The organism is Paenibacillus tyrphae, from assembly GCF_027925525.1.
Taxonomy (GTDB): Bacteria; Bacillota; Bacilli; order Paenibacillales; family NBRC-103111; genus Paenibacillus_G; species Paenibacillus_G tyrfis_B.
The window spans coordinates 37,324-59,261 of the sequence record NZ_BSDJ01000027.1; the positions used below are offsets into that span (position 1 = coordinate 37,324).

Sequence of the window (21,938 nt, forward strand, 5' to 3'; positions counted from 1 at the left end):
ACCTTGGAGGTTACACGATGTCAGATATGCTCTCTCAACATATTTTGCTGGCAAGCGGTCAGTTCGATAAAGAAAAACAGTATTGGCTACAGCTGCTTCAACCTCACGACGCTGTATCGGGCTTCCCCAGGGAGGCGCCGACCGCCCAATCCGGCGAGAAAACCGGGCGCTATTCGCGTGAAATTCCGCTTCCCTTGATCGAGAAAATCGACAAGATTTCGAACAAGTCCAATATTGCGCGCTATATGATTTTATTATCGGGCGTTAAGTATTTGTTAGCGAAGTATACGGACGAAGCCACGGTGATCGTGGGGATGCCGACTTTCGCGCAGCAAAGAGAGCATGACGGATGGCTGAACCAATTCGTGCTGTTAAAAACAGACTACGATTCCTCACTCACGTTCAAACAGTGGCTGGGGCGCATGAAGGAAACCGTGTTGGCTGCCAACGAGCATCAAAACTTTCCTTTCGCGATCGTAGCGGAACATCTTCAATTGCCTAAGATGGCGGAGGGGCTGCCTGCCTGCACGACGATAGTCCGGTTGGATGCGATTCATGATGATGCCTATCAAGCTGCCGTCGGCTCGCTGGCGGCGTTTTCCTTTTTGACCGGGAATAGCTGTGAAAGGCTGACTCTGCAAATCGAGTACGACATTAACCAGTATTCCGCTCGCATGATTGAGCAAATAGCGAAGCATTTTGAGGGATATCTGGAAAAAGTTCTTCATGAGCCGGACGCCGTGCTGGGCGACATCGAACTTTTGTCCGAAGCGGAGCGGGAGCACATTCTGGTTGGATTTAACGATACCGCTGCGGCTTATGACACGGAGAGCAGGACGTTTCATGAAATATTCGAAGAGCAAGCGGCAAGAACGCCCGAGCAAACGGCGCTTGTCGTCGGGGAAGCGGAATGGACGTATGCCGCTTTGAATGCGCAGGCCAATCGCTTGGCTCGCGCGCTACGGGCCAAGGGCGTGCGGCGCGAGACGATCGTTGGCATTATGGCGCGCCGCTCCGCGGATACGATCATCGGGGCGCTGGCCGTCATGAAGGCGGGTGGGGCGTACCTGCCGATCGATCCTGCCTACCCGGTGGGGCGGATCGCGTACCTGCTGCGCGACAGCCAGGCTGCGCTGTTGTTAACCCAGCGCGAGCTGCAAGGGCAGATCGTGGAGCTGCTCGCGGGCAGCCGGGCGGAGGAGTCCTCCGAAGGCGCAGGCTTCAGCGGAGAAGTGCTTTATTTTGAGGATGACGGTTTGGAGGCGGTGAGCTCCGCCCCTGTAGAGCTTCTCAGCGGGCCGGAGGATTTGGCCTACGTCATCTATACATCGGGGACGACGGGCCAGCCCAAAGGCGTGATGATCGAGCACCGAAGCTTCGTCAACGTCGCCATGGCTTATCGGACGGTCTATCGATTGGATCAATTTCCGGTGAGACTGCTACAAATGGCAAGCTTCTCTTTCGACGTGTTCTCAGGGGATATGGCGCGTACCTTCGCGAACGGCGGACAATGCGTCTTATGCCCGGAGGAAGTGCGGGCCGATATTCCCGGACTGGCGAGGCTGCTGCAAGAACGAGGCATCACGATCTTTGAATCGACGCCGGCGCTGATTACGCCGTTATTCGACTATGTGCGGGAGCAGGGCATCCCGCTGCCGGAGCTGAAGGTTGTGATTGTGAGCTCGGACAGTTGCTCCGTGGAGGAGTATGCCAAGCTGCAAACGCGGTTCGGCGCGGACATTCGGATTCTGAACGTGTATGGCGTGACCGAAGCGAGCATCGACACGAGCTACTACGAGGAGCCGCTGGACAAGCTGCCCGGCGCGGGGTATGTGCCGATCGGCAAGCCGATGCCGAATATGCGTATGTATGCGGTCAATGACCGCATGCAGCTGCAGCCGGTCGGCGTGCCGGGGGAACTGGTCATCGGCGGCGCCGGCGTAGCGCGGGGATATTACCGGAAGCCGGAGCTCAGCGCGGAGAAGTTCGTAGCGAATCCGTTCGTGCCGGGCGAGCGCTTGTACCGGACGGGCGACCTGGTCCGCTGGATGCCGGACGGCAATCTCGAATATTTGGGCCGGATCGATAACCAGGTACAACTGCGCGGTTACCGCGTGGAGCTGGGCGAAGTGGAGTCGAGGCTGCTGCAGATCGCTTCCGTGCGGGAAGCGGCGGCTATCATCCGCGATGACGGGCAGGGAGAGCGGTATTTATGCGCGTACGTGGTGGCGGATGAAGACCTGGCCACCGCGGGGATGCGGGAAGATTTGGCGAAGACGCTACCTCATTTTATGATCCCGTCGTACTTTGTGCGGCTGGAGCGGATGCCGTTGACGCCGAACGGCAAAGTCGACAGAAAGGCGCTGCCTGCGCCGGACCGGGAAGAGGGCGACGTATCCTATATAGCGCCTAGGAACGAACTGGAAGATAAGCTGGCCGCGATCTGGCAGGATGTCTTGCGCCTTGGGCGCGTGGGGGTCCGCGACAATTTCTTCGAGATCGGCGGGCACTCGCTCCGAGCCACGGCGCTGGTCTCCCGTATCCATCAGGAATTGAAGGTGAATGTGTCGCTGCGGGAAATTTTCCAGTCGCCCACGGTAGAGGCGCTGGCCAAGGCGATTGCCCTGCTGGGCGGCAATGAATACACCGCGATTCAACCGGCGGAGCAGGGCGAGATGTATCCCGTCTCCTCCGCGCAAAAAAGAATCTATTTGCTTCACCAGCTTGATTCCGCTCAAGCCGCTTATAATATGCCGAATGTGCTGCTGCTTGAAGGCAAGCTGGACCGGCAGCGGGTTGTCGGCGCATGTACCCGCTTGGTTGAACGCCATGCCTCTTTGCGCACCTCTTTTGAGTTCAGCGATGGAGAGTTGATGCAGCGCGTTCATGGCCATGTCGATTTCGAGGTGAACTTTGCCGAAGCGAAGGAAGAGGAGGTTCCTGCGCTCATCCGCCAGTTCATACGTCCCTTCGATCTGGCCTCCGCGCCGCTGTATCGGGTCAGTGTCATCGGCCTCGGAGAGCAGCGTCATGTTTTGCTGACCGATATCCATCATATCGTGAGCGACGGTGTGTCTCTGCAAATTCTGGAGCAGGAATTCTACGAGCTTTACCGGGGAGCTTCGCTGCCGGAGCAGCGCCTGGCCTACAAAGATTATGCGGTATGGGAGCAAGGACAGGAAGGTTCGAAAGAACGGGAAGATCAGGAAGCCTACTGGCTGGAAGCCCTTTCCGGCGAGCTGGCCGTTCTGGAATTGCCGACGGATGAGCCGAGACCTGCGGTTCGCAGCTTCGAGGGCGAGCAGATCATTTGCCGGGCGAATGCCGGGCTGACAGAAGCGCTTCGTCGGCTGGCGCAGCAGACGGGGACGACGCTTTATATGGTTTTGCTTGCAGCTTTCAGCGCTTATTTATCGCGTATAACGAATCAGGAAGAGATGATTGTCGGGACCGTATCGTCGGGCAGATCGCGCTCGGAGCTGTCGGATATCGTAGGTATGTTCGTGAATACGCTGGCCATTCGCAGCTGTCCGGAGGCGAGCAAAACTTTTGATTCCTATTTGAGCGAAGTTAAACAAACCTTCCTATCGGCCTACGAGCATCAAGATTATCCGTTCGACGATTTGGTCAGAAAACTCGGCATTCAGCGCGATCCCAGCCGAACGGCGATTTTCGACGTCATGTTCACCATGGAGGAAGTGCTTGATCCGAATGCGATGTCCGGCGAATTGAGCATTCGTACGTATCCAGCCGCGCATCCGATTGCCCAGTTTGATCTAACCTTGACGGCGATGGAACTGGAGACGGATATTGCTTTCCGGCTGGAATACGCCAGCGCATTATTCCATTCGTCAACGGCAGAGCGTTGGGCCAAGCAGTTCATACGCTGGCTGGAATCCATCACCCAGGAAGCCGCTGCGCCAATAGGCCACATCGAGCTGTTATCGGATAGCGACAAGCAACAATTACTGGTCGAATTTAACCGTACCCATCTGGATACGCCGCCAAACCACGCCACCATACACGGCCGGTTCGAGGAGCAAGCGGGGCGGCAGCCGGACCATCCCGCGGTCATTTGCGGGGAAGCTTCGCTTACTTTTGCGCAGTTAAACCAAAGAGCGAACCGGTTAGCCCGAATTTTACGGGATAAAGGTGTGACGAAGGACCGGATCGTCGGCATTAGGGTCCGGCGATCCGTGGAAATGATTGTCGGATTACTCGGGATCTTAAAAGCCGGCGGCGCCTATTTGCCTATCGATCCTTCTTATCCCGATGACCGAATCAAGTATTTATTGAACGACAGCGGGGCCGAATGGCTTATTACGCAAACGGGCTTGCAGCCTAACGCGGATTTTTCGCTCGATACGATATACCTGGACGAGCTTGAAAAGGACCCTGTCGGGGCAGAAGACGGCGTAAACCTGGAACCGGCCGCCGCTCCGAATAATTTGGCCTATGTGATCTATACCTCGGGAACAACCGGCATGCCGAAAGGGGTTATGATTGAGCATCGCAGCGTTATGAACTACCTGACATGGCGAATGGGCGAGTACGGCTTCAATGCTTCCCATCGGATGGTTCAACTCTTTTCCTTTGCTTTCGACGGGTTTCTATCTTCCTTCTTTGCTCCGTTATTGGCAGGCTCCACTTCCATTCTGCTTCCGGACGAAGGGGCCAAAGATCCGCTTGTGATTCGCAAAGCGATTGTCGATCACGCCGTGACCCATTTCATGTGTGTGCCGAGCCTGTACGCAGCGCTAATGGAGTGTTTGAGCGCAGAAGACAGCCGTTCATTAAAAGTGATCACGTTGGGCGGGGAAGCCCTCCCGCAGCGCTTGGTCGATGAGCATAACGCGAAAAACGGGCATATTGAGTTAACCAATGAATACGGTCCGACGGAAAATAGCATCGGCGGCACGATCACGCGACATGTTCAGCAGGAGAGTCCGATTACCATTGGCCGTCCAATCGCTAACAATCGGGTGTATATCTTGAATGCCGATTATCGTTTATCGCCGATCGGGGTAGTCGGTGAACTGTGTATCGGTGGGGCCAGCCTGGCGAGAGGGTACAGAAATCAACCCGAGCTGACCGCTGCCAAATTTGTGGCGAATCCTCTTGTGGCCGGCACGTTGATGTACAAAACAGGGGACTTGGCAAAATGGCTGCCTGACGGGCGGATCGAATATGTGGGACGCGCCGACGAGCAGGTCAAAATTCGCGGCTATCGCATCGAATTATCGGAAATCCAGTCTACCCTCTTGCGAATCGAAGGGGTCAAAGAAGCCGTTGTCACCGTATATACGGATGATAGTGCCGTAAGGCATCTTTGCGGCTATTTTACCGCGGACACGTTCGTGACCATGGATGATGTGAAAAGCTCGCTGGCCAGCTTGCTGCCCAATTACATGATTCCGTCCTTTTTGGTCAAGCTGGACCGGATTCCGCTGACCCCCAATGGCAAGGCGGACCGGAAAATGCTACCGGTTCCTAACCATCCGTTGGAGGGCGACAGCAGGGTCGTAGCTCCCAGAACGCCGCTGGAAGAGGAGCTTGTCCGCCTTTGGGAAGAGCTGTTGGAAGTTAAGCCTATCGGCATTCGGGATAACTTTTTCGAGCTGGGCGGACATTCGTTAAAAGCCATGATGCTTGTGGCGCGCATATACAAGCACTTGCAAGTGGAAGTCGCCTTGACCAGCGTATTCCAGGCGCCGACAATCGAGGCCTTGGCCCAGCTGCTGCAATCCAAGCGCCAGAGCGGCTTTGCGCCGATTGCTCCGGCTCCGCCAAGCGAACGGTACCCTGTATCTTCGGCACAAAGGCGGCTCTATATTTTGCGGCAGCTAGAAGGGGCGGAAGAAAGCTATAACATGCCGGCTGCCTTCCTGGTTGAAAGCGCGCTGGACGTGCAGCGGCTGAATGACGCATGCGCCCGGTTGATGCACAGGCATGAATCGCTGCGCACTTCTTTTGAAATGGTGGACGGAGAGGCCTTCCAGAGGATTCATTCGGTGGTTGATTTCCAAATTGAGCATGGCGCCGCCACGGAGGAAGAGGTCCCCTCCCTGCTCGCATCCTTTATCCATCCCTTTGATCTGGACCGGGCTCCGCTATGGCGGGTGGCTCTGTATCAAGTCGCGGAGGATCGCTGCGTCCTGCTGATGGATATGCACCATATCATTTCGGACGGCGTTTCAGTGAACCTGATGATGGATGAGCTGTTCAGGCTTTACAACGGCGAAGAGATCCCGCCTTTGCCTTTGCAGTACAAAGATTACGCTTGCTGGCAGCAAGAAATGCTGCAATCGGAAGCGATGAAAAAGCAAGAAGCTTTCTGGCTGGACTCGCTCTCGGGCTCCCTGCCTGTGCTGAGCCTGCCGACGGATTATCCGCGTCCGGCGATACAAAGTTTCACCGGCGGCGAAGTCGAATTCGCCACTGATCGCGAACTGACTGCCGCTTTATACCGAATCGGGCAGCAAACAGGCACAACCCTGTTCATGGTCCTGTTCGCGGCCTACAACGCCTTCGTGTCGCGCATGGCCGGTCAAGATGACATCATTACGGGCACGGTGATTTCCGGCCGCCCGACCGTCGATGTTGAAGGCATCGTCGGCATGTTCGTCAATACGCTGGCGGTTCGCACTTTCCCGGAGGGCGAGAAAACCTTTGCCGCCTATTTGCAGGAAGTGAAGATGACCCTGCTCTTATCGTATGAGAATCAGGATTATCCGTTCGAAGAGCTGGTGAAGCAGCGGGTGGCGCAGCGGGATATGAGCCGCAATCCTCTGTTTGACACGATGTTTACCTTGTCTCATAAGCATGAGGGCGGGGATCACGGCGTGCGGATGCGCTCCCTTCCTTTCGAGCATGCCGTCACGCAGTTTGAACTGACTTTATCCGTCATAGAGGAAGAGGACATCTTATCCTTCAGCTTCGAATATGCCGCGGCACTGTTTAAACGGGAAACGATCGAGCGCTGGAAGGATTTGTTCAGCCAATGGCTGACATCGTTGGTCATGGATACGGATCTGCCAATCTCCGCGGTAGAACTATTGCCACCGCAAGAAAAGCATTGTCTATTGGTTGAATTTAACGATTCGGCTGCCGCCTATCCGGCGGAGAAGACCGCTCATCAGCTGTTCGAAGAGCAGGCGGAACGAACGCCGGATGCCATCGCTTTGAAGCAGGGCGCTGCTCGAATCAGTTATCGGGCGCTGAACGATAGAGCCAATCGGTTGGCCAGAACGCTGCGGCGTAAAGGCGTCCGGCCGGAAACCGTGGTCGCCGTCATGGAAGAACGGTCTGTCGACATGATTGTCGCCGTCCTGGCGGTGCTCAAGGCCGGAGGGGCATACGTCCCGATCGATCCCGACTACCCGCAAGATCGGATCGATTACATGCTTGCGGATAGTCAAGCATCGATTTTATTGACAAAAAGCCGGTTTTTGCAGGACAGGCAGTGGGACGGGATTGTGCTGGACCTTGCGGAAGAAGTTTCGTATGCGGAAGACGGCTCGAATTTGGCATCGGTGACGGACATGCATCATTTGGCTTACTTCATTTATACGTCCGGATCAACAGGCAGACCTAAGGGTGTTATGAATGAACACCGCAATCTTGCCGCTTATCTGTATACCTTTATTCAGCGGTTTCAGCTTGACCATCGGGATACGGTCCTGCATCTGCAGTCGGTTTCCTTTGACGGCGCTGTTGACGAAATGTACCTGGCGCTATTATGCGGAGGCACTGTCTATATCGCCAATAAGGAAGAGGGGCTGGATGCGGATTTGCTGGAGGCTGTCATTGAACGGGAAAACGTCACCGTCCTATTCTGCTCTTCGCTGCTTTTAAGCGAGCTGAATCAACGGTTGTCCCCCGGTCATCCTGTTCGGCTGTTCTATCCGGGCGGGGATGTCGTGAAGCCGTCTTATTACTCGAATTTGACGGACCGGCTCGTGTACAACATGTACGGACCGACGGAAGCAACGGTGACGACGACTTCTTTCAACTGCCTGGAGTCAAGCGGCCACAATGTTCCGATCGGAAAGCCCATGCCGAATAAACAGGTCTATATTTTGGGGCCTCAGGGGCAAATGCAGCCGATAGGCGTGCCTGGCGAGCTCTATGTCGCCGGCGTGGGATTAGCCAGAGGCTATTTGAATCAGCCTGAGCTCACGACGGCCAAATTCGTAGCTAACCCGTTTATCCCGGGCGAGAGGATGTACCGGACAGGCGATTTGGCGAGATGGCTGCCGGACGGTAATGTGGAATACTTGGGCAGAATGGACCAGCAGGTGAAAATTCGCGGGTACCGGGTAGAATTGGGCGAGATCGAAGCGCAGCTCCAGCTGCATGCAGGGGTCGGCGAAGCGGTCGTGCTTGCGGATCAAAGCCCGGACGGCGAAAAAATACTGGTCGCCTATATCGTCGCGGAAGAGCGGCAATCCGGCGCGTACTGGCGGCACTATTTGGCGCAGTCGCTGCCGTATTTTATGATCCCCAGCGCTATCATTCAGTTGGATGAGATGCCTTTGACGCCGAACGGCAAAATCGATAGAAACGCTCTGCTTGCCATTCGCATGCGCGAGGAAGCCGCCTATTCAGCGCCTTTGGATACCATCGAAGTCAAGCTTGTCTCGATCTGGGAAGAAATACTGGGCAGAGACGGCATTGGCCGAATCGATCATTTCTTTGAGCTGGGCGGACACTCGCTCAAGGCGATGGCGGTCGTCAAGGCGATCTCTCGGCAGTTCCAGGTTGACATGCCGTTGTCTCAAATCTTCAAGCTGCCGGTTCTTCAGGATCAAGCGATGTTTATCAGAAATCATGAAGCTTCCGTATATACGCAGATCGACCGTATCGACGACAAAAGGGACGTTTATCCGTTATCCTCCGCGCAAAAGCGGATGTACATGCTGCAGCAGATGCAGCCGGCGTCCATCGTCTACAATATGCCCGATGCGCTGCTGATCGAAGGGAATTTGGACATCAACCGACTGGAGCAGGCGCTTTGGAAGCTGATTCGCCGTCATGAATCACTTCGAACTTCCTTTGTTCGGGTTGATACGGAGGCTTTTCAGCGCATTGAAGACGAGGTGGTCTTCGCGTTAACCTATCGTGAGCCGGAGCATGCCCTTCATCACGACGCAGACATCGAAGCGGCTATGGCCGGCATGATGCAAACATTCGTGAAGCCTTTCGAGCTTGACAAGGCTCCATTATTTCGTGCAGAGCTGGTACAAATCAATCCGAATCAACAGATTCTCCTGCTCGACATGCATCACATTATTGGCGATGGCCTGTCCAATGATATCCTGATGGAAGAATTAGGAACCCTTTATGCCAACGCGGATTTGCCGGAATTACGGCTTCACTACAAGGATTACGCCGTATGGCAGAATAGGCTGGCTGCGCAAGGCGAGCTGGCTAAACAGGAAGCCTACTGGCTGGGTCAATTTGTGGGCAGCCTGCCTGTTCTCCAACTGCCGACGGATCGTCCGCGTCCCAAGGTGTCGGATCACCGAGGGGACGTTATCCAGTTTCGGATCGACGCCGCCGTAACGTCGGGGCTCCACAGATTAGCGGCCGAGACGGGCGCGACGCTAAACATGGTTTTGCTGGCCGGCTACACCCTATTGCTGCATGCTTACACAGGACAAGAAGATATCGTGGTAGGAACGCCCGTTGCGGGGAGATTGCATGCGGATCTCGATAAAATCATCGGGATGTTCGTCAATACGCTAGCAATTCGCAGTCAGCCGACTAACCGGCATACGATTCTAGGCTTCATTCATGAGATGAAGAGGATCACGCTAGAGGCATACGAGAACCAAAGTTATCCTTTTGAAGAACTCGTGAAAAAGACAATGACGGTCCGCGAAGCCAATCGCAATCCGCTGTTCGACACCATGTTCACCCTGCAAAGCGCGGAGACGGACGTGCTGCCAAGCCTGCCTCTGCCCGTGCGGCCACTGGATGTCAATGTGAAAACGGTGAAAGTAGACTTGACCGTGACGGCGAAGGAAAGCCATGCGGACGGCATAGTCTTCGACATCGAATACGCCACAGCGCTATTCGAACGCAGCACTGTCCAGCGGATGGGCCGGCATTTGGCGCAGCTGTTAAGCGTCATGGCGAATCGGCCTGAAGAAACGATCTCCGCTATCACACTCATCGAGGAGGAGGAGAAGCGGCAGATCTGTGAAGTCTTCAATAACACGCAGACGGCTTATCCTAGGCATCAATCGCTGGACTGCCTCTTTGAAGAGCAGGTGGAGAAAACCCCGGATCGAGTGGCAGTCGTATTCGGAGAGGAGCAGCTGACTTATCGGGAGCTTGACGCAAAGTCCAATCAAGTAGCCGGCGGATTATTGGAGCAAGGCATACAGCCGGGAGGCATTCTGGCGATTCTGATGGACCGCTCGCTCGATATGGTCACGGCGATCCTGGCTGTTTTAAAAACAGGAAATGCCTACTTGCCGATCGATCCGGAATATCCGCAGGGGCGTATCCAATATATGCTTCAGGACAGCGGAGCGCGTGTCCTGTTGACCAGAGAGGCTGTGTTTGCACAAGCGGCGTCTGCCGCAGGCTCCTTGGCGGAGATCGTGCGGATGGACGCAATAATGCTGGGAGATCAAGAGGCCAGACCCGCCATTGCGCATGGAAAAGGCTCCGATCTCGCCTATGTGATGTATACCTCCGGCACGACCGGCAAACCAAAGGGCATCATGACGACGCACGCGAATGTGGCCCGAGTCGTGAAGGGAACGGACTACATTGAGATTGGAGAGGATGATGTCGTCGCTTCCTTGTCCAACTATGCTTTCGACGGGTTTACTTTCGACTTCTTTGGCGCCTTGCTGAACGGCGCCGCGCTTGTCGTCGTGCCGAAATCCGACATTCTCGATATCCATCGGCTCAGCCGCATCCTGATCGACCGGCGGGTGACGATTATGTTTGTCACAACCGCTTTATTCAATCTTCTTGTGGATACCCGATTGGACAGCTTGACACGGCTGAGAAAAATATTGTTTGGCGGGGAACGCGTATCGGTGAATCATGTGCGCAGCGCTCTGGCCGCTCTAGGACCTGACGTCATCGTTCACATGTATGGACCGACGGAGAGCACCGTCTATGCGACGTTCTATCCGGTAGACGACATTGCCGCCGACGCCGCGACGATCCCAATCGGCAAGCCGCTGAGCAATACGGAAGCCTATATTCTGGGGGCTGGCGGGCAACTGATGCCTATTGGCATCCCAGGGGAGCTTTGCCTGGCCGGGGACGGTTTGGCGCTGGGCTACCTGAACCTGCCGGAAATGACGGCGGAGAAATTCGTGCCGCATCCTTTGGAGCCAGGCCGCATGATCTATCGAACCGGCGATTTGGCGAGGTTCTTGCCCGACGGGAATATCGAGTTCATGGACCGCATCGATCAGCAGGTCAAAATCAGGGGCCATCGCATCGAATTAGGGGAAATCGAGAGCCGGATGCTGGAGCTTCAAGCTTTGAGAGAAGCAACGGTTCTCATCGTCGAGAAGGCGGGGGAAAAATCGCTTTGCGCTTATTACGTGACGGACTCGCCTATTTCGGCAGGCGAACTGCGGGAAGAGCTGGCCAAGCGCTTGCCGGAGTATATGATTCCCGCCTACTTTGTCCCGCTGACGACCATGCCGTTAACGCCAAACGGGAAAATCGACCGCCGGGCGCTGCCGGAGCCTACGTCGGCTCATGTCGCTCTCCGCGAACAAGAGCAGCCGCAGAACGCAATGGAAGAGACGCTTCTGGCGATCTGGAAGAAGATACTGGATAAAGACGAAATCGGGATTCACGACAATTTCTTTGAAATCGGCGGACATTCGCTGCTGGCCACGAGGCTTGCCTTCGATATATTCGATGCGCTTCAGGTGAATTTCCCATTAGTCGAAATCTTTAACCGCCCGACCGTCTGCAAATTGGCGGAATTCGTCAGCACGCTGCTTCCGGCGGCAGAAGAGAAAGGGCAGGACGAACAACTGCTGCTGTTGAAAGAAGGCGCGGCCAAGGACAAGCAACTCTTCTTCATTCATGCCGGGGACGGCGAAGCGGAGCCTTACGTGCCGTTCAGCGGGTATTTGTCCGATAGCTTCCAATGCTGGGCAATCAAAGTTGCGCCGCTGCAGCATCATGAGCCTGTCGCGTTATCCATGGAGGAGATCGCGGGATCGTATGTTGACAAAATCCGCAGCATCCAGCCTGACGGCTGTTACTATTTGGCGGGATGGAGCATCGGCGGGACGATTGCCTTCGAAATGGCCCGACTCTTGGAAGCACTGGGCTTTACGGTTGGATTTTTAGGGCTGATCGACTCCCCGTTCGTTCAGGGGGACGCTGAGGACATAGCGGAGGACAGCCCATTCGAACCGGCAGCGGAGATGGAGCTTTTAACGAATATGTTCGCCCCGTATCTCCATTCGCCGCTTGTCGTGGGATTATTGGAGCAAACCGCCGGTTCGGAGCAGGTATGGCATACGTTCCTGACCTTGGCGGAGCAAGAGCAGGCCGGCGAAGAACTCTTGTCGATGCTGCTGTCCAACAAAGAGCTCATTGCGAGTATGCCGGAGGTTGAGAACTGCAAAAGCTTGCCTGAGCTAATCAAGATTTATAACGTATGCCGTTCGTTAACTTATGCTCGCGATCATTATGCTGCTGCCAATCCGATTGCGGCAAGAATAGATTTCTTCCAGGCGTTGACGAGTCCGGTGGAAAATATGGGCATGAGGTGGCGCGCCCTCTCCAGTCAGCCGGTCAATATCCATGAGGTCGCGGGAGACCACTATTCCATGTTCCGCAAACCGCTGCTTCAAGGACTTGCCTCTGCATTTGACCGCGTGCTGACGGATACCGTCTTTGCTTTGAATCGGAAATAAGAAGAAACGAGGAGGGCCCTATGAATCAGCCGATCACATGGGACGGATTGAATCCGTTCCCTCTTTACCGGCAAATGCGCGCTGCCAATCCTGTCTACAAAGACACCAATCATGCCTGGAATGTGTTCCGGTATGAGGATGTCAAGCAAGTGCTGACCGATCATTCTACCTTCTCTTCCCAGGTTTCTTTTGAGGAGAGAAGCATCCTGTTTATGGACCCGCCGCGGCATCAGAAATACCGTTCCATGGCGAGCCAGCTGTTCACGCCCAAGATGGCCATGGGCATTGCTACGCGCATTGTCGCAGTGGTGACAGAATTAATCGACGCTTTGAGGGGACGGGAAGAAACGGATCTGGTCCGGAGCTTCTCGATCCCGCTGCCGCTTCATGTCCTAACGGACTGGTTGGGCATTCCCCCTGAAGATCGGCTTCCTTTTAAAAGGTGGTCTGAACTGGAAATAAAGTATAACTCGTTCACCGGGGGAATGGATGCATATGAAGAGGAAAGCGAAGCGCTTCAAGACGAGATTTGCAGCTATTTCCAATGGATGATTGACAGCCGGCGGAGAGAACCCAAGGACGATTTGGTGAGCGCGTTGCTGTCTGTCAAAGGAGAGACAGGGGGCGGGTTTACCGACAAGGAACTGGTTGATTTTTGCTTCCTGCTTGTTATCGGGGGCATTGAAACGACAGCGCACCTTTTGACGAATACGGTGCTTACGTTGGACGAACACCCGGAGGTCATGCAGAGGATTTGGGAGGACCCGGAGACGGTATCCAAAGTGATTGATGAAGTTCTGCGGTATCGTTCGCCTGTTCAATCGACGTTCCGCATCGTCATGAAGGACATTGAAATCGGCGGTCATTTGATGCGCAGGGGAGACCCGGTCAACGTGTGGCTGGGAGCGGCGAATCGGGATGAGCGGGTGTTTGAAAACGCGGACATCTTCGATATCGATCGCAAAAACAATGCCAATCATCTGGCATTCTCGAACGGCATCCACTACTGTCTCGGCGTTCATTTGGCCAAATTGGAAGTGAAAATTGCCCTTACCGAATTGTTCGGACAAATGAGCAAGCTAGCGCGAATACACGCGAAGGAACTAGTGCCGATTCACAGCACGGTGCTGCTTGCCCCGGAAAGCCTGCCGATTGCCTACAAATTCGCGGCAAAGTAAGAGCGAAAAAATCGAGACTACGGGCTCTATGTCGCGTTTAACATGATTCACGGTCGGATTCGCCGAATAACGCGAGTCGGGCAATTCAATTATTCTTTAACGGCAAGTAAAACGCGGCGCCATCGTGGAGACGATAGGACAGCGGCAAACGGAAAGAAGGATAGAGCTTCGGGAACCCCCTGAAAATCTATCCTTTTTTGCCGGAAATCCGGCTTTTATTTTAATTCCGGAGGCACATCTTACAGCGCTTGGCGTATTGGTTGCACTTGAGCATATTCTAGGACTGGATGGCAAACAAACTGCACGTGGAGGCGTGTATTTACCAGAAACATTAGTGTCAATTGATGCAGCTATCGCCCGTTTTGAACAATTCGGTGTTCAAATTTCCAGTGAGTTGAACGAAAACTAATCCGTTAAAGCACGGCTGCCTTTCAGAAAAACAACCCGGGAAGCGAAAGCGATGCTGCTTTGTTCCCGGGCTTATGTGTCATCATCGGCCAATGCCCGTCGCTATCTACCCGGCACAACCCGATAAACGTTTTTCTTTCCTATATTTTGCAAAATGCGGGTTGGCACACGTGACATTTTCAACACATCCGTTACCCCTTTTGCATTTTTCGTTAAGGTTAACCTCAAGATGGTTCCTCGCAGTCTAGCGGTATGCTGGGGAAGCTCGGTGGATACGAAATTTCCTAGAGAAGACGCCGCTATCCGATTTCTAGTAAGTCCGTCGTTGTCCTTCATCTTAAACATTCTGATCGGATGCAGCACATGGGGATGCGCCCCCAGCACGACATTCACACCATTCTTAAACAACAACCGCATGAGCCGGATTTGGTTGCGGTCAGGATAAGTTCGAAATTCTTTCCCGAAATGCAGGCAAGCGATGATAAAATCTGTTCTACTCTTCAAGCTGCGTACGTCCGCTATTATTTTTTTCCGGTTTAGCCTGTTGACTAACCGCGGTTCCGGCACGGGAATCCCGTTCGTTCCTTTCGTATAAGCCAGTATTCCGATTTTTATTCCTTTTACGTTAACAATCAGCTTGCGGCGGGCTTCCCGGGCGGAGCGATACGTGCCCGTATGCCGCAGACCGTGTCGATCGAGGACGTTTAATGTCCGCATCAAACCGGCTCGTTTCCCGTCCATACAATGGTTATTGGCTGTGCTTAATACATCGAAGCCCAGGTTTCGGAGCGTAGCAGCGAATTTGTCCGGGGAGTTAAACAACAGTTTTCCGGGCTCTCCGCGAAAATTGTTGCCGGAGAAGGTCGTCTCCAGATTGCCTATCGTTAAATCGGATTTCCGCAGATAGGGTTTCACTTTAGCAAAAATGGGGGCGAATCCGCCTTCCCGTGCGGCCGAGGCGATCATCTTCTTTTTCATCAACAAATCCCCGACTGCAGCGATTGTGATTTTCGTCAATCCACCCACTCCTTTCCTGATTACACCTTATGCGATAGAAAAGCGAAATGCTTGTAAGTTGGGCATCCTCAGCGCGGCCAGAAGAAACAGCCTTCCGGATATTGTCGGCAGGCTGTTGCGCCACATGGCGTGAGTTATATTGGATTAAAAACTTTTATGTTTCAGTAGACCCAATAATGGGTAAATACCTTAGGAATTGTGTCATTTGAACGAAAAAACGAAGTTATTTGTAGAACCTACGGAGGTAAGCCGCATGCATCGCGTGAATTTGAACCAAGTCACCTTCAATCAACAAGTGTTTGACCATGCTTCTTTTGGAATTTCCCTTGTTTCGCCCGATGGTCTTATTTTGACGGTCAATCCCGCAATGGAAAAGATGTTGGGATATTCCAAAGCGGAGTTTGACGGCAAGCGAATAGGCGACTTTACTCACCCCGATGAAGCGCAACCCGACATTGACGATCTAAAGGCGTTATTGAGCAATGACGGTGAAGTACAGATGGAAGGCAGATACATCAAAAAAAATGGCGAGATCATGTGGGGACTGCTATCCATCAAGCTTTTTTGCGACGAGACGGGCAACCCAATGTATTACATTACCCAAATGATTGATATCACGAAACAAAAAGATTCGGAGCGACGGCTTCAGGAGTCCGTCGAACGGTATACTTCGCTAAAAAAATACAACCATGATGCCGTTATATCCTTTGGCCTCGACGGCCGTATTATTAATGCCAATACCATGGCCGAGAAGCTGACCGGGTACTTGATCGAAACGGAATTGATCGGTATGAAGCTTGCGAATCTGATCGGAAAAGAAAATGTAAGCAAGATACTTGAAAAGTCTCTTTACGATAATTCAATTGAGCATGACATCGGCATGCTGGTTACCAAAGATGGTAATACCGTCGAAGTGCTTGCAAGTATAGCGCCGATTTTTGTAGGCGGGCATAATATCGGGTTTTACCTGATTTGTAAGGACATATCTGAACAGAAAAAATTACTGCTTGCCAAGGAGACAGCCGAGGCCACCAATAAAGCAAAGAGCGAGTTTTTGGCCATGATGAGCCATGAAATCCGTACACCCATGAACGGGGTGGTCGGAATGACGGATATTTTGCTTGATATGACCGATTTAAGCGAGGAGCAGCGGAGCTGTATAGAAGTGATCCGCAAAAGCGGAGAGACCCTGCTCAGCATCATTAATGACATCCTTGATCTTTCGAAAATCGAAGCCGGGCGAATCGAACTTCAAGAGGAGATTTTCGATCTGCGAAGATGCATTAAAGACAGCTTTTCCGTCATTTCCGGCAGAGCTGAAATAAAGAACTTAAGCCTGACGTACACCCTCAATCACGATGTTCCCGACTATATTTACGGCGACCACGAGCGGCTGAAACAGGTGCTGATCAACCTGTTGGGCAATGCTGTGAAATTTACACCAAGGGGCAGCATATCGGTAAAAGTGGAGCAGCGGAAGGAAGATCCGGACAAGCTGACCTTTACCGTTACGGATACAGGGACGGGCATCGATCCCGCGTGGCTTAACCACATATTTGAGCCGTTCGCGCAAATGGGCAGCTTTATGACCCGCAGACACGAAGGCACCGGCCTCGGTCTTGCGATCAGCCGCAGGCTGGTCCGTATGATGGGCGGAGAAATTCACGCCGTCAGTGACGGTACCAACGGATCGTCGTTTATTTTCACCATCAGGCTTAAGGAAGCTCCGGAGCTTCCAGGTGAACAGGATTTCGAGCCGATGCCAAACAACGCGATGAAGACAAGCATCTTGCTCGCTGAAGACAATCCGATCAATCAACTTGTGATGAGCAAAATGCTTGAAAAAATGGGACATAAGGTTACCGTCGTCACCAACGGTAAAGAAGCGGCCGAAGCCGCCCGCAAAGAACATTTTGATATCATTTTTATGGACCTGCATATGCCCGTTCTGAATGGCCTGGAGGCAACCCAAATCATAAAAAAGAATCTCAAAGAGAAGAGCCCCCGAATCATTGCCGTCACGGCCAACGCCTTGAAGGGCGATCGGGAAAAATGCCTGGCCGCCGGAATGGATGAGTATATCAGCAAGCCAGTCAAGAGAGAGACCGTTACGAAGCTTCTGCGTCAGTTTGCCCTCATTTAATGGACGGTTACGGGAGGCATCCGATTCACACCACCAATAGTAAAGTTCCGGAAGTAAGCAAAATCAAACCGATACAAGCTTTCATCGACAATTTTTCTTTTAATACAAAATAAGCAAAGATGATCGTTACGATGATGCTCAACTTGTCGATGGGCACCACGATACTAGCCTGCCCTTCTTGCAATGCGCGAAAAAAGCGGATAGTCCGGCGTACACAATCGAATGACTGATCTTAGAAGCGGATTGTTCGACAGCTTGTTTTTGGATCATCAAATACGTGCCAAGCCCGATCACGGCCATGCTGATCATTTTTAATATGGTGACCGACTCGCCCAGAATGGTAATCGCAAAAAGCATCGTGAGAACGGTGCTTGATTTATCAATCGGAACGACTACATTAACATTTCCCAGTTGATGCGCTCTGAAGTAGAAAACCCAGGAAGCGCCAGTCGTTACTCCTGACAAAATCAGGAAGAGAAGCGATTTAAGGCTGATATCGAGCAGGCTGTACTGAATATTTCCCGCAAATACAATGATCCAGGCAAAAATGACTACAACTCCGGTCCGAAGAGCAGTAGCCAGGTTGGAATCTATTTTTTGAATTCCGATCTTAGCAAGAATCGAAGTAATGCCGGCGAACAGCGCCGCACAAGAAGCGTAAATAACCCACATTACAAATCCTCCAAGCGGCTCACGACGCCAAAACGGGAGAATAGGCGCCAAACAAGATCTCTGCGGCTGGATACACCCGTTTTGACAAAAATCGATTTGATGTGATCCTGCACAGTATAGGCGGAAATATGCAGCGAAAGCGCGAGCTCCTTGGTGGACATGCCCCTGATGAGCGCATCGAGTATTTGCTTTTCGCGTTCGCTCAGCTCGCAGGCTTCGGCCATAAGGCGCAGCGTATCTGCCGGTCCGGCGGGCTCGAACGATACGGCAAGCCGAGGACCGTCCGCCGGTCCGTGCAATTGACTTGCGCGAATTGTCAGATAGGGATAACCGGGAAGATGAACACAAGATTTTGCCGGAGACTGCGCCGGAAGCGATGCTGCAGACCATGTCGACAAGGCTCGGAAGCAGGCCGTTCGGACTGGTCTGGGAAGCGTGGCACCGTCGATGCCTTCCCATTCACGAAGTCGGGACAGCCAGCGGTATGCGGTCTCGTTGGCCGATAGAGTGCCAAGTCTTTCATCCAGCACCAGAATGCCGGGCTCCATATCCGGTTCCGCTTTAACCTCCGCCGGCATGGCGAAGCTGGATCTGCGTAAACGCAAAGCGATGATTGGTACGAGAGAAGCGATGAAGGCACGCTCTTCTTCGCTGAAGAACGGTTGCCCGAAGCGGCGGAACAACGTCAAATATCCCCAGCACACCCCTTTATATATTAGCGCCGCCCTCAATTCGTCGCTGAAGCCGGCAGGAGACAGCACGTTCCTGTAACGTGCGCTGCTCGTCAGCCGGCCTTCCGTCGCGCCGCTTAATGTCGCGGTCGAATCGTCTGACTTTACCAATTGGTGATAAGGAATATAATCTGTTCTCACATAATCGTATTCGAACAAGCGGTCGTGAATGAGCTCTACCTCCTTATCCGTTACAGCTCCTGTGGACAGCAGCGTTTCAGGATCGACGGTAGTACAGCATGCGGCATCGAAGGGGACATGCTGCTGCAGCAGCTTCACAAGCGCTTTCCTATAAGCATGCGAACAGCTTGTGCCCTCGGAAAGCTTCAACAGCTTGGCTCTGACGGGCTCCATGTTTGGATGCATATCCTTCCTGTAATTGATAATGATTCTCATTATAAGTGAAAAGCAGGGAGTTGGGAAGAGGAGGTTGGGGATTGTTGGTTTATGGCGGACTGCTTCTGTAGCGGCATAGAGCGGTCGGGTAAAAAACGTTTTTTCTTTCGTTGCAATTTTGATATAAATATTTGATAAATGTCACAGACATTTGCTGTGTACAGGCCTACAATAAGCCTCGGAGATACTGATAATCATTATCAACAATATCCAATTCTTAGAGGTTAGGATGATAACGATGAGATTAACGGATATTGCCCGAGACACCAAGGTGAAAATAATCGATTTGGCATCCGTGAATGAACTTGTCCTGCATAGGCTGAACGATTTCGGCATTATGGAAGGATCCGTCATCTCGCTTCGCAAAGTACTGCCGTTTGGCGGTCCGTGCATGATCGAAACGAAAGGGCAGTGGATTGCCATTCGGCGCAAAGAAGCGGTTTGTATACAGGTGGAAGCGGTATGATCACCGTTGCTCTTGCCGGGAACCCGAATACGGGGAAAACGTCGCTCTTTAACACGATGACAAGCTCTTACGAATATGTGGGCAACTGGGCGGGCGTGACGGTGGAAAAGAAGGTCGGTACGTTAACGAGCAAAAGAGGAAAAGTTATCGATTTGCCGGGGATCTATTCCCTTAGCCCGCTTTCTGAGGATGAGGGTGTGGCGTCGCGCTACTTGCTGGAAGAGTCGCCGTCGATGTTGTTGAACGTCGTAGACGCATCGCAATTGGAACGCAACCTGCACTTGACCGTGCAACTGCTCGAGTACGGTGTACCGGTCGTCGTCGCGCTAAACATGGTCGACGTGGCCGAAGCGCGCGGGCTTCGCATCGATGTATGCGAACTGGAGGCGCAGCTAGGCGCGAAGGTCGTACCCGTGGTCGCCCGATCGGGCCGAGGCTGCAAAGAGCTGGAGCGGGTTATGGCCGCAGAGACCGAGCAGAATGAATCGCTGCCGCGGCGATTCGATTACGGATCGCTTCTGGAAAAAGCCATTTCCGATCTGGAGGCCCGGATGCCGGCTCAGATGGAACGGAAGCGCTGGCTCGCGCTGCAGTTTCTGGAAGGGAATATACTTGTCCTGCAGCGGCTTTGCAAATTCATCGATCCCGCTTGGCTTCAGTCATTCTATGACGCGATCGAACTCGAAGTTAGGCAGAGTATGGGCATGAGAGATATACGCCAGTACATCCGGTCACAGCGCGCAGTCATGATTGACGGGTGGCTGCAACGCTCCGTTCGGGAAACGAAGAAGGGCAGAAGAACGCTGTCAGAGCGGATCGACGATATCGCTACGAATAAGGTTTTCGGCATTCCCATATTTCTTGCGTTCATGTATTTGACGTTCAAGCTGACGTTCGATTGGGTCGGCACTCCGTTATCCGATCAACTGGATGCTTTGCTGAACGGTCCGGTTAAGAACGGAATCAGCTCCTTGCTTGACACGTTCGGCGCCGCGGAGTTCATCAAGTCGGTTATTTTGGATGGGATCATAAGCGGTGTGGGCGGTGTATTGGTGTTCGTACCACAAATTTTCATGCTTTTTCTCATCATATCCTTCATAGAGGACTCCGGTTACATGGCTCGCATTGCGGCCGTTATGGATCGGCTAATGGAAGGTGTCGGCCTGAATGGCAAGGCGTTCATCCCGATGATTATCGGGTTTGGATGCAACGTTCCCGGCGTCATGGCCGCAAGGACGATAGAGCAGCCGAAGGAGCGCTTGCTGACCGTTTTGCTTACGCCGCTTATGTCGTGTTCCGCGCGATTATCGGTCTACAGCTTGTTTGTCGGGACGTTTTTCAAAAGTAATCAGGCTCTTATCGTTTTATCGTTATACGTATTAGGGGTTGTCGTGGCGCTCGTGTTGGCAAAGGTGTTCTCCTTGACGATCGCGAAGAGCGAACAATCTCTGTTTGTCATCGAACTACCGCCGTATCGTATTCCGCAGTGGCGAACGTTGGCGCGGAGCACATGGGAGAAAGGCAAGGGATTCGTCCGAAAAGCGGGAACGTTCATTTTCGGCGGCTCGGTCGTCATATGGCTGCTTGGATACACCGGGCCTGGCGGATGGAACGTGCCGATGAACGAAAGCTTCCTCCAGGCCATCGGTTCCATCTTGTCGCCGGTCCTTGCTCCGCTCGGTTTCGGCAATTGGCAAGCGGGTGCCGCGCTGCTTACCGGATTTCTGGCGAAGGAAGTCGTCGTCTCGACGATGGGCATCATTTATGCGGCTCCTGACGATGCCGGTCTTTCGGGAATGATCTCGCCGTTTTTTACTCCGCTTCAGGCTTTTAGCTTTATGGTTTTCATCTTGCTTTACGTTCCTTGCCTTGCGACAGTCGGGGTTATTCGAAAAGAAACGGGGTCGGCCCGATGGACGTGGTTTTCCATCGGTTACGCACTGGCAATAGCTTATGTGATCGCGCTAGCTGTCTATAATGTCGGTAGGGTACTTGGGTTTCATTAATTCGCTA

At 53.2% G+C, this 21,938-nt stretch carries 10 protein-coding genes; 6 read left to right on the forward strand and 4 right to left on the reverse strand.

Going from position 1 to position 21,938, the window contains the following annotated elements; all coding sequences use genetic code 11:
* Positions 1 to 17 precede the first annotated feature (17 nt).
* The 3 genes from QMG93_RS25730 to QMG93_RS25740 all read left to right on the forward strand — a co-directional run bounded on the left by QMG93_RS25730 (position 18) and on the right by QMG93_RS25740 (position 14,501).
* Complete coding sequence (locus tag QMG93_RS25730) at positions 18 to 12,914, forward strand: non-ribosomal peptide synthetase (protein ID WP_281941602.1); 12,897 nt, start codon at positions 18 to 20, stop codon at positions 12,912 to 12,914.
* A gap of 20 nt (positions 12,915 to 12,934) precedes the next feature.
* Positions 12,935 to 14,092: a cytochrome P450 gene (locus tag QMG93_RS25735; RefSeq protein ID WP_281941604.1), complete on the forward strand. Its 1,158-nt coding sequence runs from the start codon at positions 12,935 to 12,937 to the stop codon at positions 14,090 to 14,092.
* Between the two features lie 124 nt (positions 14,093 to 14,216).
* The gene (locus QMG93_RS25740; protein WP_281941605.1) at positions 14,217 to 14,501 is read left to right on the forward strand and encodes a hypothetical protein; all 285 of its coding nucleotides are present in this window, start codon (positions 14,217 to 14,219) and stop codon (positions 14,499 to 14,501) included.
* Between the two features lie 101 nt (positions 14,502 to 14,602).
* Here the strand turns inward: QMG93_RS25740 and QMG93_RS25745 are convergent, their stop codons facing one another.
* The gene (locus QMG93_RS25745) at positions 14,603 to 15,517 is read right to left on the reverse strand and encodes a CapA family protein (RefSeq protein ID WP_413789337.1); all 915 of its coding nucleotides are present in this window, start codon (positions 15,515 to 15,517) and stop codon (positions 14,603 to 14,605) included.
* A 253-nt stretch (positions 15,518 to 15,770) separates the two neighbouring features.
* Here QMG93_RS25745 and QMG93_RS25750 point away from each other — a divergent pair, with 253 nt between their 5' ends.
* Complete coding sequence (locus QMG93_RS25750) at positions 15,771 to 17,660, forward strand: PAS domain S-box protein (protein WP_281941609.1); 1,890 nt, start codon at positions 15,771 to 15,773, stop codon at positions 17,658 to 17,660.
* A gap of 25 nt (positions 17,661 to 17,685) precedes the next feature.
* On the opposite strand, the gene QMG93_RS35445 is transcribed toward QMG93_RS25750, so the two are convergent.
* The 3 genes from QMG93_RS35445 to QMG93_RS25760 are packed head-to-tail and all read right to left on the reverse strand — an operon-like array spanning position 17,686 to position 19,417.
* Entirely contained in the window at positions 17,686 to 17,820 is a 135-nt protein-coding gene (locus QMG93_RS35445) for a hypothetical protein (protein ID WP_413789338.1), read from the reverse strand.
* On the reverse strand, positions 17,799 to 18,332 hold the full coding sequence (locus QMG93_RS25755) for an EamA family transporter (RefSeq protein WP_281941610.1): 534 nt from the start codon (positions 18,330 to 18,332) through the stop codon (positions 17,799 to 17,801). Before QMG93_RS25755 ends, QMG93_RS35445 begins: the two co-directional genes overlap by 22 nt.
* Positions 18,332 to 19,417 (reverse strand): helix-turn-helix transcriptional regulator, encoded by a 1,086-nt coding sequence (locus tag QMG93_RS25760; protein ID WP_281941612.1) that lies wholly within the window; start codon positions 19,415 to 19,417, stop codon positions 18,332 to 18,334. Before QMG93_RS25760 ends, QMG93_RS25755 begins: the two co-directional genes overlap by 1 nt.
* A 280-nt stretch (positions 19,418 to 19,697) precedes the next feature.
* Here QMG93_RS25760 and QMG93_RS25765 point away from each other — a divergent pair, with 280 nt between their 5' ends.
* Entirely contained in the window at positions 19,698 to 19,925 is a 228-nt protein-coding gene (locus QMG93_RS25765; protein WP_281941614.1) for a FeoA family protein, read from the forward strand.
* Positions 19,922 to 21,931: a ferrous iron transport protein B gene (gene feoB / locus QMG93_RS25770; RefSeq protein WP_281941616.1), complete on the forward strand. Its 2,010-nt coding sequence runs from the start codon at positions 19,922 to 19,924 to the stop codon at positions 21,929 to 21,931. Before QMG93_RS25765 ends, feoB begins: the two co-directional genes overlap by 4 nt.
* Positions 21,932 to 21,938: the final 7 nt, after the last annotated feature.